Origin of the sequence: Corynebacterium sp. HMSC074A01 (assembly GCF_001831515.1) — a bacterium.
GTDB lineage: Bacteria > Actinomycetota > Actinomycetes > Mycobacteriales > Mycobacteriaceae > Corynebacterium.
Genome location: NZ_KV825630.1, coordinates 143,097 through 157,322 on the forward strand (window position 1 = coordinate 143,097; position 14,226 = coordinate 157,322).

Genomic DNA, 14,226 nt, shown 5'->3' on the forward strand with positions numbered 1-14,226 from the left:
CGTGCAACACAATGCGAAGCACCCCCGCCTACCTTGCGGTATGCGGGGGTGCTTGCGGTGGTACGGGCGTGTGACGCCCCTCCTTGTAAGGCGAGTGGCCTAGCGCGACTCGTTGCGGCGCACCGCAGCGAGCTCCGCCTCGGACCTGTGCTTCACGTCCTCGTCCTGTGCCTCCAAGCCGGATTCTGCCTCAGCAGAATCAACCTCGTCGGCAAAGATCGCGTAGTCAGCAAGGACAGTCACCTTATCGCCCTGCACGGAGAGGAACCCGCCCTGCACAGCGGCGACGATGCGGTCGCCGCTGATGGGACGGATGGTCACCACACCGTTCTCCTTGAGCTGGCCAAGGAACGGCTCGTGACCTGGCAGCACGCCGATCTCACCTTCGATGGTCTGGGCGGTGACGATGCTGGCCGGACCCGACCAGAGCATACGATCCACCGACACCAGTTGAGCGGTAAGTTCAGCCATGTCTGCCTCCTAGCCCTGCAGCTTCTGGTACGCAGCCTCGACGTCGTCGAGACCACCAAGGTTGCTGAAGGCCTGCTCCGGGTAGGCGTCGAACTCGCCCTCGCAGAGCTTGTCGAAGGCCTCGATGGTCTCCTCGAGCGGCACGTAGGATCCCTCGTCGCCGGTGAACTTCTTCGCGACGAAGAAGTTCTGGCCGAGGAAGCGCTGCAGCTTACGTGCACGCATAACGGTGATCTTGTCCTCTTCGGACAGCTCGTCCATACCGAGGATGGCGATGATGTCCTGCAGCTCCTTGTTCTTCTGCAGAATACCGATCACCTTCTGCGCGACAGCGTAGTGACGCTCGCCGACGATGCCCGGCTCCAGGATGCGAGAGGTCGAGGTCAGCGGGTCCACTGCCGGGTAAATACCCTTGGAGGCAATGGAACGCGAAAGCTCGGTGGTCGCATCCAGGTGGGCGAAGGTGGTTGCCGGTGCCGGGTCGGTGTAGTCATCGGCCGGCACGTAGACAGCCTGCAGCGAGGTAATGGAGCGGCCCTTGGTGGAGGTAATGCGCTCCTGCAGGACACCCATCTCGTCAGCCAGGGTGGGCTGGTAGCCCACGGCGGAAGGCATACGACCCAGCAGGGTCGAGACCTCGGAACCGGCCTGGGTGAAGCGGAAGATGTTGTCAATGAACAGCAGCACGTCCTGGTTCTGCACATCGCGGAAGTACTCCGCCATGGTCAGGCCGGACAGAGCGACGCGCATACGCACCCCTGGCGGCTCATCCATCTGGCCGAAGACAAGGGCGGTATCCGGAAGGACGCCCATGTCCTCCATCTCGAGGAAGAGGTCGGTGCCCTCACGGGTACGCTCGCCGACGCCGGCGAAGACGGAGGTACCGGAGAACTCGCGGGCAATACGGGTAATCATCTCCTGGATGAGCACCGTCTTACCCACACCAGCACCGCCGAAGAGGCCGATCTTGCCGCCCTTCACGTACGGGGTGAGCAGGTCGATGACCTTAATGCCGGTCTCGAGGATCTCGGTCTTGCCCTCGAGGTCCTTGAACGCCGGGGGCTCGCGGTGGATGCCCCAGCGCTCGCCATCCTGGCCCACGCTCGGGTCATCCAGGCACTGGCCAAGTGCGTTGAACACGTGGCCCTTGACCTGGTCGCCGACCGGGACAGAGATCGGGTTACCAGTGTCGCGCACCTTCGCGCCACGCACCAGGCCGTCGGTCGGAGCCATGGCGATGGTGCGCAGGAGGTTGTCGCCCAGGAACTGGGCAACCTCAAGCACGATCGTACGGGACATGCCCTCGAGCTCGATGTCGACCTCGAGTGCGTTGTACAGAGCGGGCAGCTCGCCGCGCGGGAACTCCACGTCGACGACTGCGCCAATTACGCGAACGACGCGCCCGTTGTCAGAACCCGCCGGGTTCTGCGCGGACTGTGCCTCGCGGGCTTGTGCCTGGGTGTCGGCCTCGCCCGTTGGCTCATCGTTGCGCTCATCAAAAGATTGAGCAGTAGTCATGATTTAGTCACTTTCTCCACTACCGGACAGCGCGCCAGCGCCGCCGATAATCTCGGTGATTTCCTGGGTGATTTTTGCCTGACGGGCTTGGTTAGCCTCACGCGACAGGTTGTTCGCCAGATCGGTGGCGTTATCCGTCGCGTTCTTCATCGCCGTACGGCGAGAAGCGGACTCCGCAGCCGATGCTTCCAAGAAGATCGAGTAGAGCGACCTGGAAACATATGCCGGAAGCAGCTCAGCAATGAGCGTGTCCGCATCCGGCTCGAAGCTCATATCCGGGTGCACGGCACCGGTCTGCTCCAGCATGCTCTTCTGCTCGTACTCGAATTCCTCGAGGACGGGCTCGATGGGGAGCAGCTGGTGAACGTGTGCTTCCTGCGAGAGCATGGACACGAACTGGGTGTAGACAACGTGTACCTGGTCGAAACCACGCACTGCCTGTCTCTCGGGGCTGTTGAGCCCCTCGCGCCACTTGGCGGAGTCCTCGGAGCCGGCCATGAAACCATCGATCATGTGGCGGCGCACGTCATGCGTGCCCTCCCACGATGGCTTCTGCGACCAGCCGGTCCATGCACCAGCGACATCCATGTCACGGAAACGGTAGTGGGTCACGCCCTTGTTTCCGGTGATGTAGCGAACCACTTCGTAGCCGGCGTCCTTGAGCATGCGCTCAAGCTCTGCCGCCTTCTTCAACACGTTGTGGTTGTAGCCGCCAGCCATACCGCGGTCGGAGGTGACCACGAGGATTGCTGCGACTCGACCGTTCTCACGCTCACGGAGCATGGGGTGGTCGAGGGAGCTCGCAGCCGCGAGGCGTTCCATGACGTCTTGCATCTCGTCCGCGTACGGCTTCGCCGCAGCGACGCGAGCCTGGGCCTTGGTGATCTGCGAAGTCGCGATCAGCTCCTGGGCCTTGGTGATCTTCTTCGTGGAGTTGACTGACCGGATGCGGTCACGCAATTCGCGAAGTGTTGCCATGGTGTGTGTTCCTCCCTTCCTTTATGTAGGTCCTAAATTCCGCTTGCCGCAGAACTAGGATTGGCTGACTTTGAGCTGGTTCTTGGAAACTTCGCCGGCATCCAAGGGCTGTGCCTCCGGCTCGCGCACGATGCGCTCGCCAGAAGATGCCTGGAAGGTGCGGGAGAACTCTTCGTTGACGCGCTTGATGGCGTCCTTCGAAGCGTCGTCCAGCGCCTGGCCGCCCTCGATCTGCGAGTAGACCTCGGGAGCGGAGGAGCGGATCGCCTCCTGCAGCTCGACCTCGTAACGGCGCACATCTTCGACGGGAACGACGTCGAAGAGGCCCTCGTTCGCGGCCCAGATGGAAACAATCTGGTACTCGACTGCCTGCGGCGCGTTCTCGGACTGCTTGAGCAGCTCGACGAGGCGCTGACCACGCTCCAGCTGCTTCTTGGAAGCAGCATCCAGGTCGGAAGCGAAGGCGGCGAAGGCCTCGAGATCGCGGTACGCGGCAAGGTCCAGACGGAGGTTACCGGCGACCTTCTTCATACCCTTGGTCTGTGCGGCACCACCGACACGGGAGACGGAAATACCCACGTCGATAGCCGGGCGCACGCCCTGGTTGAACAGGTCAGACTGCAGGAAGACCTGGCCGTCCGTAATGGAGATGACGTTGGTCGGAATGAACGCGCCCACGTCGTTAGCCTTGGTCTCAATGATCGGCAGCGCGGTGAGCGAGCCGGCACCCAGCTCGTCGTTCAGCTTCGCTGCGCGCTCCAGCAGACGGGAGTGCAGGTAGAAGACGTCACCCGGGTAAGCCTCGCGGCCCGGCGGACGACGCAGCAGCAGCGAGATGGCACGGTAGGCCTCAGCCTGCTTGGTCAAGTCATCGTAGATGACCAGGACGTGCTTGCCCTGGTACATCCAGTGCTGGCCCAGGGCGGCACCGGAGAACGGTGCGAGCCACTTGAAGCCTGCGGAGTCGGACGCCGGTGCAGCCACGATCGTGGTGTACTCGAGCGCACCGTGATCCTCCAGGGTCTTGCGCACACCAGCGATGGTGGAGCCCTTCTGGCCCACCGCCACGTAAATGCAGCGCACCTGCTTCGACGGGTCACCGGTCTCCCAGAACGGCTTCTGGTTGAGGATGGTGTCGATGCAGACCGCGGTCTTACCAGTCTTACGGTCACCAATGATGAGCTGACGCTGGCCGCGGCCGATCGGGGTCATGGCGTCAATCGCCTTCATACCCGTCTGCAGCGGCTCCTCGACCGGCTGGCGGTCGAGCACGCCTGCGGCCTGGAGCTCCAGGGCACGCTCTTCTTTGGACTCGATCGGGCCAAGGCCGTCAATCGGCTGACCCAGGGGGTTGATTACGCGACCAAGGAAGTCCTCCCCAACGGGGATGGACAGGACCTCGCCCGTCCGCTTGACTTCGTCGCCTTCTGTCAGGGACTCAAAGTTACCCAGAACCACAACACCGATGGAATCGGTCTCAAGGTTCTGTGCGACGCCAATGACGCCATTCGGGAACTCGAGCAGCTCGTTCGTCATGCACCCTGGCAGCCCGGAAACCTGGGCAATACCATCTGCAGCCGAAGTCACCACGCCGACCTCCTCACGGGAGGCCTCCGCGGAGTAGCTCGAGGTGTAGTTCGCTATCGCGCTACGGATCTCATCGGAGGAGATCGTCAGCTCCGCCATGTTCTTCCTGCTCTCGGTAGTTTCTTCCAGCATTATCTTCGTTCTTAGAGGGTCGCGTTCGCGGCAACGTCGGTGCGCAGGCGGGCAAGTTTGCCGCGCGTGGAACCGTCGATTACCTCATCGCCAACACGGATAACCATCCCGCCGAGGAGGCTGGGGTCAACCTCGGAGTGGATAGCAATCTCACGACCGTAAATCTTCTCAAGCTTCTGCGTCAGGACGTCACGCTGAGAGTCATTAAGCCCCTCAGCAGTGGCGACACGTGCCACGGTCTTGCCGCGCTGGTCGGCGAGCTCGGTGGCCAGGGCCACCAGGTCGTCCACCGGGTTGTGACGCGGGCGGCCGATGACCTGCAAAGCCAAAGCCTCGGTGAACATCGTCACCTTGCCGTAAATCACGTTAGCCAGCAGCCCTCGCTTCTTCTCGGACACCGCAGTGCGGTCCGACAACAGCTGGGTCAGATCTTTCTCGCGCTCCAGCAGTGTGGAGAGCTGGTACAGCTCCTCCTCTACCTGCTCGAGCTTGCCGTCCTTCTCAGCACCGCGCGCAATCGCGCGACGCCCGAGATTGACAAGCCCAGTGCGGAACTCGCGCGGGGTGGACCACTCCTGCTCCGCTGCTGCCAGCAGAATCTGCAGGGTCGGCTCCGCGACCTTCCCACCAAACACGTCGCGCATGACGCCGGTGCGCTGTTCGCCGGTGACCGAGCTATCGGCAACGGCGATGCGCAGTGCGCGCTCCCCGTCGAGCTGATCGACGATGAGGAACAGTTCCGCGCCGACGTTCATCGCAGTAGCGACGGCGTTGTCGGAGTTCTGGATCAGCTGATCGAGCTGTTCCGAGACCTTTGCTTGTGCTTCGCGACTCGCTGCCTTCATCTCGCCTACTTTCTCGTCGAGACGTTGTCGAGCTCAGAGAGGAAGGAGTCGATCGTGTTCGAGCGACGGGTCGAATCCGACAGCTCGGTGCCCAGCAGACGCTCGGCGAGGTTGATCGAGTTCTGGCCCAAGTCGTTACGCAGCTCGGCAACGACCTGCTCACGGGAAGCCAGAAGCTGCTTCTCTCCAGCTTCTACAATGCGCTTGGACTCGGCCTCAGCGCGCTCACGGGATTCCGCCTCGATCTCCTTGCCCTTTGCACGGGCAGCTTCACGGATCGCAGCGGCCTCGGCGCGTGCCTCGGCGAGCTCTGCATTGTTCTTTTCCAGGGCAGCCGACGCTTCAGCCTGGGCAGCCTGAGCGCGCTCAATGCCACCCTTGATTTGGTCTTCGCGCTCCGCCAACACTTCCTGGAACTTCGGAAGCACATACTTCCAGAAGAGCAAGAAGACGATGATGAAGACGACAAGCGACCAAACCACGTCGTACGCAGCGGGGAAGAGAATGGAAGGCTCCGACGTAAACGGAATGTCCTCCGACCCCTCAGCCGCCACGAGAAATTCGTTGACGTTAGTCATTGGTTGCTCCTGTTCTAAAAAATGGACTCTTATCGCTAGGTTGGCTAGCTCTTCTTAGAACAGGAAGCCGGCAACAAGGCCGATGAGGGCAAGTGCCTCAACGAAGGCGATACCCAGGAACATGGTGGTACGCAGCTGGCCAGCCATCTCCGGCTGACGAGCCATGCCCTCGACGGTCTTGCCGACGAGCATACCGATACCGATACCAGGGCCGATGGTTGCGATGCCGTAGCCGATGGACTGCAGACCGTCGAAAGCGGTGACAGTCTCGTTTGCCTGGGCGAGGATGATGTCGTTCATGTGAAAGTCGTTCCCTTTCTAGGTGCTCCCCCGCGTCCTTAGTGCGGGAGGGCGAGTGACAATGTGGAGGGGTTATTCAGTTAGGCCAGTTGGTCGCGCCTTTGTTAGTGCGCATCCGCGTGCAACGAGAGCTCAATGTAGACCGCCGTCAGCAGAGCAAAGATGTATGCCTGCAGGAAGATGATGATCAACTCGTAGAGCGTGAACAGGATCGCTGCAATGATGGTCAGGCCACTGAGCCCGGTCCATGCGTTGAGCTGCCAGAAGAAGAAGTTCGTGGCAGAGTACAGCAGGACCAGAATGATGTGGCCGGCCAGGAAGTTCGCCATGAGACGAAGTGCCAGGGTGACCGGACGCAGAATGAACGTCGAGAAGATCTCGATCGGCACCACCAGGAGGTGGAGGAACCAAGGCAGTCCAGGAATGACGGTGGAGTGCTTGAAGTAAGCAATGCCGTAGCGCTGCACGCCTGCGTAGATCATCGCAATGTAGGCAACACCAGCCAGCACGATCGGCATACCGATACGCGCGTTAGGCGAGATGTTGAGGAAAGGAATGATCGTCGCAGCATTCATGAACAGGATGGTGAAGAAGATGGTGGCGATAAGCGGAAGGAATCGCTTACCGTCCTTCTTCCCCAACGTGTCTTCTGCGATGTGGATGCGGACAAAGTCCACACCCATTTCTGCGAAGTTTTGCAGCCCCTTAGGAACCAGCTGTGGCTTCCTAAAGGCAATAGCAAAGAGGATCACAAGGATCGCTGCCACAAGGAGGCGAACGAGCATGATGCGATCCAGCGCGAACCATCCATTAGCAAAGTCTTCACCAATGAACTGGCCGTACGTGTGCCCCGGGAAAAATTCTGGACCAAGTTCGGGTGCGTGAAAACTACCCTTCATGGCCAAAGTTGTAACGCTCAGCGTTCTCTCCCGTTCTCGGGCCGCATCCGGTGTGAATGCGGTGCGATGGACGTCTTCATCAAAGCTGTCACCCGCGGCGGACTCCGTCGCACATCTGCTACCGCGGGGACAGGGGAGTCTTTAAAAGGCAGCGTGAGCCAGCTTTCGCTGAGCAGTCCCCTGCCTCAAGTATGCCCGTCGGATACTTTAACAGGTCGTCGTGAGTTTCCTGGACTTTGGGGGTCGTGCCACCTATGCGTCACTGCTTCCCACCCGTTTTCGGGGTAAAGTGCCACCATAACCAGCATGTTTGCACCCCTGTAATGTCTGTCACATACCGCCAAACAGGGGTAGATGTTCGTGGCCATGCGCTACCCCGCGGTCGCACGCGCCCAAGGCACTTGTCGACGAGCGCTGCACCCCCTCAAACCCCTAGCTCAGGTAAGCAGTGCGCGAGGTGATTACGCCCCATGCCTCCGCGGTGAGCGCCACCACGAGGGCGGCCAGCGTGGTCACACCGAATGCGGTGTTGTCGTAGAAGTCGAACCCGCGCAGCCACACGAAGAGCAGAATCAAGACCACCATCTTGACTAGCCAGCCGCCAAGCACCACCGCCATGGTCATGCTCGGGGTCGAGTTCGACGTGGCCAGCACCGTTGCCGCGGTGGCGAGCACGAAGCCGCCGCCGATCGCCACGCCCATGAGCACGCCCCAGATGCCGGGCAGCTCGCGCGCCGCGCCCCATGCCATGAGGCTGATCAACGTCAGCGCCACCAGCGCGCCCACGGCGATCTTTAGCGCACGGGTAATAGGCAGTCGCTGGTCGAGGAATTCCTCGGTGTCACGCACCTCGAGGTCGGGCTGTGCATTGCTGGGGTCCGGCGTGGAAGTACTCACGATGCGACATCTTACCCAACGGCCAGCGCTTCCCTATTGCGCGCTCCCCCGAGGCATACGCGTCGGCCCGATCTTGCCCGCCCGGAGCGGCACGAGCGTCAGCAGGAACGCGGCAAGCAGGAGCACGAGCGTAAAGACCACCGCAGCGCGGGTCGGCACCACCGAGAAACTCACCGCACCGAAGGCCACAGCGGCGACCCAGAGGTAGAGCACCACTACTGTGCGACGGTGCGTGTGCCCAAGCCGCAAAAGCCGGTGGTGGATGTGGCCCGAATCCGCGGCAAAGGGGCTTTGGCCACGAGCGGTGCGCCGCACGACGGCCCACAAAAGGTCCACCACCGGCAGCGCGATCGCGGCGAGCACCACGATGATCGGACTGACCAGTGCCACCAGATCAGCGGTCCCGTAGAGGGACATGTTGATCTTGCCGGAGGCAGAAATCGACGCCGCGGCGAGCAGCAACCCGATAAGCATCGCGCCGGAGTCCCCCATGAAGATCCGCGCGGGCTCAAAGTTGTGCGGCAGAAAGCCCGCACAAATCCCCACTAGCGCGGCGCAGATGATCGCCGGCGGGTAGGCCGAGACCGCGCCGCCCTGCTCGTGCAGCACGGTGAGCGAAAAGACCAGGATCGCGCTTCCCGCGATCATGCCGACGCCTGCGGCCAGCCCATCGATGCCATCGACAAAGTTCACGGCGTTGACCAAGAGCACGGTAAAGATCGCGCCGAGCGCCATGCCCTGCACCTGGTCCAGAATCAGGGTGGTTCCCTCACCAAAGGGCAGAAAGAAGACGGTAAAGGAGATGCCCATGACGCTCATGACGATGGCGGCGAGGAACTGCCCGAGGAGCTTCGTCAGCGCGCCGAGTTCGTAGAGGTCGTCGACAATGCCCACGACCACGATGGCGAAGGCTCCCGCGAGCACCGCCGTCATCTCCGGGGTAATTGGCGCGAACCCGCGGGTCAACGCGGGCAGCTGCTGGGCAAGAAAGACCGCGCAGACGAAGCCAGTGAACATAGCGAGCCCGCCAACCGAGGGGGTGGGCTGAGTATGCACGTCGCGCTTGCGGATCTCCGCGACCCTCCCGGTGCGCACGAGCAGCGAGCGCACTGGCCCCGTGGCTAAGTAGGTAATTGCCGCCGCGACCAGGAGCACCAGGCCGAGCTCGCGCAGCGGCACTCCCGCTCCGGTCATCTCCTAGCGCCTCCGCAACTGCTCCGGGTCAAGGTTTAAGACTTCACCGATGCGCTCGGCGCTGATCGCTGCCTCGCGCAAGACCACCGGCTGCGGCCCGGAGATATCCACGATCGTCGACGGCTCCCCCACCTGCGCGTCCCCGCCGTCGAGGTAGATGCCAACGGCGTCGCCGAACTGCTGCTTCGCGTTCGCGGCGTTGAGCGCGGGCGGGTTGCCCGAGATATTCGCCGAAGACACCGCCATCGGCCCGGTGCGCTGCAAAAGCTCGAGCGCGAGCGGCTGGTTCGGCATGCGCAGCAACACGGTGCCGCGGGTATCGCCGAGGTTCCACGGCAGGCTGGGGGCCTCCGGCACAACAATGGAGAGCCCTCCGGGCCAAAACGCCTCAACCAAGATCTTCGCGGTGTCCGAAAACTCGCGCACGAGCCCCTGAATCGTGGTCCAGGAGCCGACGAGCACCGGCACCGGCATGTCCGGGCCGCGCCGCTTGGTGGCAAGCAGCTTCGCCACCGCGTCGTTATTAAACGCATCCGCGCCAATGCCGTAGACCGTGTCGGTCGGCAGCACGATGCACTGGCCTGCCTGCACGGCGTCCACCGCGGCACTCAGGCCTGCTTCGCGCTCGTCCGGCTCGAGACAGTGATAGATTTTGCTCCCCATTGGGCTCCTTTACTCCCGTATCGCGTTAAAGCTTACTCGCACACACAAACCGCTCCCGCCCGGCCAAATCGCGCAGCGGCTCCGGGGCGGAAAAGCCACCGGATGCGGCGATGACCGCGCGCGTGCTTTCCGACGTCGCGTCGTCGTGCTCCACGCCCAACCAGCCACCCGGACGCAGCAGTTGTGCTGCGACCGGGACGAGTCCGCGGATGGCGTCCATGCCATCGGGCCCGGAGAAGACTGCCTCGTGTGGGTCGTGGTAGACCTCAGGGTCCAGGTCGGGCGTTTCCGGCACGTACGGCGGGTTCGCCACCACCAGATCGACGCGTCCGCGCAGCTCCGGGAGGAGTTCGGGGTCGGTCATGTTGGCGTCGATAAGCGAAAGGCGCACGTTGTGGCTGGCCGCATTGCGTGCAGCAAACTCGCGTGCGGTGGCCGAAAGCTCGACGGCGTACAGCTGGGCTTCGGGGATGTGGCGGCCGATGTAGATCGGCAGCGCCCCGGAGCCGGTGCCCAGGTCCACCACAATCGGACGCGGCGTATCCGCGAGCGTGCGCACCGCCCAGTCCGCGAGCACCTCGGTCTCCGGGCGTGGGATGAATACTCCGGGGCCGACCTCCAACTCGAGGGGGCCAAAGGGCGCGGTGCCGGTGATGTGCTGTAGCGGTTCGCGGGTGGCGCGTCGCGCGACGGCAGCCTCGAAGGCCTGGGAGAACTCCTCTGTGACCTCGGCAAACAGCACGCCCATCGGGCTGGTGCCGGCGATGTGGGCGGCGAGCAAACGGGCGTCGACTTCGGGGGTGGGCACGCCGGCGTCGGCAAGCAATGCCGACGCCCGCGCGAGTACCTCCCGCATGGCGGGCCTACTCTGCTTCAAGGCGCTCCTGGCGCTCGTGCGTCTGCAGGGCGGTGATCAGATCGTCCAAGTTGCCGTCCAGCACCGAATCCAGGTTGTTGGCCTTGAAGTTGATGCGGTGGTCCGAAATGCGGTTCTCCGGCCAGTTGTAGGTGCGGATGCGCTCGGAGCGGTCCATGGTGCGCACCTGCGAGGCGCGACCTTCGGCCTCCGCGGCCTCGACCTTCTCGCGCTCGAGCTGCTCAAGGCGGGCCTGGAGGACCTGCATGGCACGCGCGCGGTTCTGAATCTGCGAGCGCTCGTTCTGACAGGTCACCACGATGCCGGTGGGCAGGTGGGTGATGCGCACCGCCGAGTCGGTGGTGTTCACGCCCTGGCCGCCCTTGCCGGAGGAACGGTAGACGTCAACGCGAATGTCTTTTTCATCGATATTGACGCTCTCGATCTCATCGGGTTCCGGGAAAACGTACACGCCCGCCGCGGAGGTCTGGATGCGCCCCTGCGACTCGGTGACCGGCACGCGCTGCACGCGGTGGACACCGCCTTCGAACTTGAGCTTCGACCAGGCACCGTCGCGGGAAGGGTTCTTCGCCTTGACCGAGACGGTCATGTCCTTGATCCCGCCCAGGTCGGTCTCCGCGGCGTCGAGCACGTCCCACTTCAGGCCGTGCTTCTCGCAGTACTTCTGGTACATGCGGGCCAGGTCGCCGGCGAAGAGCGCGGCTTCCTCGCCGCCTGCGCCTGCCTTGAGCTCCATGATGACGTCGTCGCCGTCGTGCTCGTCGCGCGGCGCGAGCAGGTCAGCGAGCTGCTCCTCCAGCTCCACGATCTCTGCGGCGAGGCGCTCGGCCTCCTCGGCGAACTCCTTGTCCTCGTTGGCCATCTCGGAGGCGGCCTCGTGGTCGTCCTTGGCCTGCTGGAGCGCGTCGTTAGCCTTGATGATCGGCTGCAGCTCCGCGTAGCGCTTGGACAGCTTGCGGAAGAGCTGCTGGTCCGAGGTCACCTCCGGGTCGCCCATCTGCGCCTGGATGCCCTGGTATTCAGCGACGTAGTCATCAACCAGTGAGACTTCGTTTGCCATTTACTTGTACTCCTCCGAGTCCTGGTCAGCGACCATCGGCGCGGAGTTAGCCACGCCCATGAGGAACTCACCGTTGGATTTCGTCTTCTTCAGCTGCTTAATCAGCATATCGATCGACTGCTGCGGATCCAGCGCCGACAGGATGCGACGCAGCTTGTGCATCACGCGCGCCTCCTCCGGGCTCATCAGCAGCTCGTCCTTGCGGGTGCCGGAGGGGTTGACGTCCACGGCCGGGAAGACGCGACGCTCAGCGATCTTGCGGTCCAGCTTCAGCTCCGCGTTGCCGGTGCCCTTGAACTCCTCGAAGATCACGGTGTCGCCGGCGGAGCCGGTCTCCACCATCGCGGTGGCGATAATCGTCAGCGAGCCGCCCTCTTCAATGTTGCGGGCAGCACCCAGGAAGCGCTTCGGCGGGTACAGGGCGTTCGAGTCCACACCGCCGGAGAGGATGCGGCCGGACGCTGGCGAGGAGTTGTTGTACGCACGGCCCAGGCGAGTGATCGAGTCGAGCAGAACGACGACGTCCTGGCCCATCTCCACCAGGCGCTTCGCGCGCTCGATCGCCAGCTCCGCAACGGCGGTGTGCTCTGACGGCGGGCGGTCGAAGGTCGAGGCAATGACCTCGCCCTTCACGCTGCGCTGCATGTCGGTGACTTCCTCGGGGCGCTCGTCCACCAGCACGACCATGAGGTAGCACTCCGGGTTGTTCGTCGCGATCGCGTTGGCAATGTTTTGCAGGATCGTCGTCTTACCGGCCTTCGGCGGGGAGACGATCAGCGCGCGCTGGCCCTTACCAATCGGCATGACCAGGTCGATCACACGTGTGGTGAGGATCTTCGGCTCGGTCTCCAGGCGCAGGCGCTTGTTCGGGTACAGCGGGGTGAGCTTGTGGAACTCGGCGCGCTGCTTCGCTTCCTCCGGGTTCATCCCGTTGACCGAGTCAACGCGGACGAGCTGGTTGTAGCGCTGGCGGTTGCGGCCCGAGCCGTGCGAGTGGCCCTGGCCGTTCTGACGGACCTGGCCGATCACCGCGTCGCCGGCGCGCAGTCCGTTCTGCCGCACAAGCTTCTGGTTGACGTAGACGTCAGCGTTGTTCTTGCGGTAGCCGGTCGTGCGGATGAACGCGGCGTTGTTATCCACGATGTCCACGATGCCAGCGACTTCCTGCAGCTCCTCCGGGTCCAGCTGCTGGTTGTTGTCCTGCTGGTTGTGCTGGTTATCGCGGTTGCGGTTCCGGTTCCGACGGTTGCGGCGCCCGCGGCGGCCGCCCTGGTTGCCGTCATCATTGTTGTCGCGGTTGTTGTTGCGCCCGCCGCGGTTGTTCTGCTTGTTGTTGCGGCCGCCGTTGTTGTCACGGTTGTCCCGGTCGCGCTGCTTCGCGTCGCCCCCGTGGTCCTGCTCGCTGTCGCCGTGCTGATCGTTGCCGTGCTGGTGATCACCGTGCTGATCGTTACCGTGCTGATCGTTGTCGTGACGGGCCCGGTTGCGGCGTGCGCGGCGCGCGGCGGAGCGGGACTCGTACTTTTGGCCACTCTGCTCAGACTTCTCGTTCTGGCCTTCGTGATCGCTGTCCTGCTTCTTTGGCTTGTCGCCCTTCGCAGGCTTGTCGGACTTCTTGTCCTCAGCGTGCGGCGCGGCATCGTTGGCGTTGTCCCCAGCGTCCCCGTCGGCGGGCCCTGCGGCGCGACGCGACGCGCGGCGGCGCTGGCTGGCAGCGGGCGCGTCGGTGTGCTGCTCAGCGGTGGCTGCGCCCCCTGCGTCCCCCGCGGCCTCAGCGGCTGCGGCGCGTGCCTTGCGCGGCACCTCGCCGGTCACGATGGCCTGGATGAGGTCTCCCTTGCGCAGCGCGGAGACGCCCTTGAGCCCCTTTTCTGCGGCGATCTTGCGCAGCTCGGGGATTTTCAGTGCGGAAAGTTCGGCAGTGTTGCCGGTAGCTGCCGCGTTACTCGTGTCGGTCACGAATGTCCTTTCGTCGCTTAACCAGTTTCTTCTCCTACCCCGCGGGCGTGTCCCGCACGGGCAAACTGGAAGCTTTCCGTGTGCAGTATGGAAAAACTGTGAAGCTGTTGATGACGGGCAAAGCCGCCACACTCCCACCCCTTGAAAACATGGCCCAGCAGTGTGGTGTGCCGGTCTGCCCTCCCCGTGAAGACCTTTGCGGCCCATCACAGCTCGAATCGCCCTGGGAGGTAGCGGGGTGAGGCGGGTGCGCCCGTTACAGCATTGC

At 63.3% G+C, this 14,226-nt stretch carries 14 protein-coding genes; all 14 read right to left on the reverse strand.

Annotation, left to right across the window (positions count from 1 at the left end):
• Nucleotides 1-99: 99 nt before the first annotated feature.
• The 14 genes from HMPREF2550_RS10380 to rho all read right to left on the reverse strand — a co-directional run bounded on the left by HMPREF2550_RS10380 (nt 100) and on the right by rho (nt 13,958).
• Nucleotides 100-471 (reverse strand): F0F1 ATP synthase subunit epsilon, encoded by a 372-nt coding sequence (locus tag HMPREF2550_RS10380; RefSeq protein WP_038589995.1) that lies wholly within the window; start codon nt 469-471, stop codon nt 100-102.
• Nucleotides 472-480: 9 nt separating this feature from the next.
• Entirely contained in the window at nt 481-1,989 is a 1,509-nt protein-coding gene (gene atpD, locus HMPREF2550_RS10385) for a F0F1 ATP synthase subunit beta (protein ID WP_038589992.1), read from the reverse strand.
• Between the two features lie 3 nt (nt 1,990-1,992).
• Nucleotides 1,993-2,967 carry a F0F1 ATP synthase subunit gamma gene (locus tag HMPREF2550_RS10390; protein ID WP_070790956.1) on the reverse strand — a complete coding sequence of 325 codons (975 nt, stop codon included), beginning with the start codon at nt 2,965-2,967 and terminating at the stop codon, nt 1,993-1,995.
• 54 nt (nt 2,968-3,021) lie between these two features.
• Entirely contained in the window at nt 3,022-4,686 is a 1,665-nt protein-coding gene (atpA, locus tag HMPREF2550_RS10395) for a F0F1 ATP synthase subunit alpha (RefSeq protein ID WP_070762974.1), read from the reverse strand.
• An 11-nt stretch (nt 4,687-4,697) separates the two neighbouring features.
• Nucleotides 4,698-5,531: a F0F1 ATP synthase subunit delta gene (locus tag HMPREF2550_RS10400; protein WP_070790957.1), complete on the reverse strand. Its 834-nt coding sequence runs from the start codon at nt 5,529-5,531 to the stop codon at nt 4,698-4,700.
• Between the two features lie 5 nt (nt 5,532-5,536).
• On the reverse strand, nt 5,537-6,109 hold the full coding sequence (locus tag HMPREF2550_RS10405; protein ID WP_038589980.1) for a F0F1 ATP synthase subunit B: 573 nt from the start codon (nt 6,107-6,109) through the stop codon (nt 5,537-5,539).
• 54 nt (nt 6,110-6,163) lie between these two features.
• A complete protein-coding gene (locus HMPREF2550_RS10410; protein WP_038589976.1) occupies nt 6,164-6,409 on the reverse strand; it encodes an ATP synthase F0 subunit C in 246 nt (81 codons plus the stop codon).
• A gap of 104 nt (nt 6,410-6,513) precedes the next feature.
• Nucleotides 6,514-7,308, reverse strand: coding sequence for a F0F1 ATP synthase subunit A (gene atpB, locus HMPREF2550_RS10415; protein WP_070762976.1), 795 nt, complete (start codon nt 7,306-7,308; stop codon nt 6,514-6,516).
• 432 nt (nt 7,309-7,740) lie between these two features.
• Nucleotides 7,741-8,157 carry a Cg1360 family ATP-synthase-associated protein gene (locus HMPREF2550_RS10420; RefSeq protein ID WP_070791145.1) on the reverse strand — a complete coding sequence of 139 codons (417 nt, stop codon included), beginning with the start codon at nt 8,155-8,157 and terminating at the stop codon, nt 7,741-7,743.
• 81 nt (nt 8,158-8,238) lie between these two features.
• A complete protein-coding gene (locus HMPREF2550_RS10425) occupies nt 8,239-9,399 on the reverse strand; it encodes an MraY family glycosyltransferase (protein ID WP_070790958.1) in 1,161 nt (386 codons plus the stop codon).
• Between the two features lie 3 nt (nt 9,400-9,402).
• Nucleotides 9,403-10,062, reverse strand: a complete 660-nt coding sequence (locus HMPREF2550_RS10430; RefSeq protein ID WP_070790959.1) for an L-threonylcarbamoyladenylate synthase — start codon at nt 10,060-10,062, stop codon at nt 9,403-9,405.
• Between the two features lie 25 nt (nt 10,063-10,087).
• Entirely contained in the window at nt 10,088-10,918 is an 831-nt protein-coding gene (gene prmC / locus HMPREF2550_RS10435) for a peptide chain release factor N(5)-glutamine methyltransferase (RefSeq protein WP_070790960.1), read from the reverse strand.
• Between the two features lie 7 nt (nt 10,919-10,925).
• Nucleotides 10,926-11,999, reverse strand: a complete 1,074-nt coding sequence (prfA, locus tag HMPREF2550_RS10440) for a peptide chain release factor 1 (RefSeq protein ID WP_070790961.1) — start codon at nt 11,997-11,999, stop codon at nt 10,926-10,928.
• The gene (gene rho, locus HMPREF2550_RS10445) at nt 12,000-13,958 is read right to left on the reverse strand and encodes a transcription termination factor Rho (protein ID WP_070790962.1); all 1,959 of its coding nucleotides are present in this window, start codon (nt 13,956-13,958) and stop codon (nt 12,000-12,002) included.
• Between the last annotated feature and the right edge of the window lie 268 nt (nt 13,959-14,226).

Excerpts from the sequence above, each read along its gene's own strand:
- atpB (WP_070762976.1), bottom strand. The coding sequence starts at position 7,308 with ATGAAGGGTAGTTTTCACGCACCCGAACTTGGTCCAGAATTTTTCCCG.
- atpD (WP_038589992.1), bottom strand. The coding sequence starts at position 1,989 with ATGACTACTGCTCAATCTTTTGATGAGCGCAACGATGAGCCAACGGGC.
- HMPREF2550_RS10405 (WP_038589980.1), bottom strand. The coding sequence starts at position 6,109 with ATGACTAACGTCAACGAATTTCTCGTGGCGGCTGAGGGGTCGGAGGAC.
- HMPREF2550_RS10410 (WP_038589976.1), bottom strand. The coding sequence starts at position 6,409 with ATGAACGACATCATCCTCGCCCAGGCAAACGAGACTGTCACCGCTTTC.
- HMPREF2550_RS10400 (WP_070790957.1), bottom strand. The coding sequence starts at position 5,531 with ATGAAGGCAGCGAGTCGCGAAGCACAAGCAAAGGTCTCGGAACAGCTC.
- HMPREF2550_RS10425 (WP_070790958.1), bottom strand. The coding sequence starts at position 9,399 with ATGACCGGAGCGGGAGTGCCGCTGCGCGAGCTCGGCCTGGTGCTCCTG.
- prfA (WP_070790961.1), bottom strand. The coding sequence starts at position 11,999 with ATGGCAAACGAAGTCTCACTGGTTGATGACTACGTCGCTGAATACCAG.
- HMPREF2550_RS10390 (WP_070790956.1), bottom strand. The coding sequence starts at position 2,967 with ATGGCAACACTTCGCGAATTGCGTGACCGCATCCGGTCAGTCAACTCC.
- atpA (WP_070762974.1), bottom strand. The coding sequence starts at position 4,686 with ATGCTGGAAGAAACTACCGAGAGCAGGAAGAACATGGCGGAGCTGACG.
- HMPREF2550_RS10430 (WP_070790959.1), bottom strand. The coding sequence starts at position 10,062 with ATGGGGAGCAAAATCTATCACTGTCTCGAGCCGGACGAGCGCGAAGCA.
- HMPREF2550_RS10380 (WP_038589995.1), bottom strand. The coding sequence starts at position 471 with ATGGCTGAACTTACCGCTCAACTGGTGTCGGTGGATCGTATGCTCTGG.
- prmC (WP_070790960.1), bottom strand. The coding sequence starts at position 10,918 with ATGCGGGAGGTACTCGCGCGGGCGTCGGCATTGCTTGCCGACGCCGGC.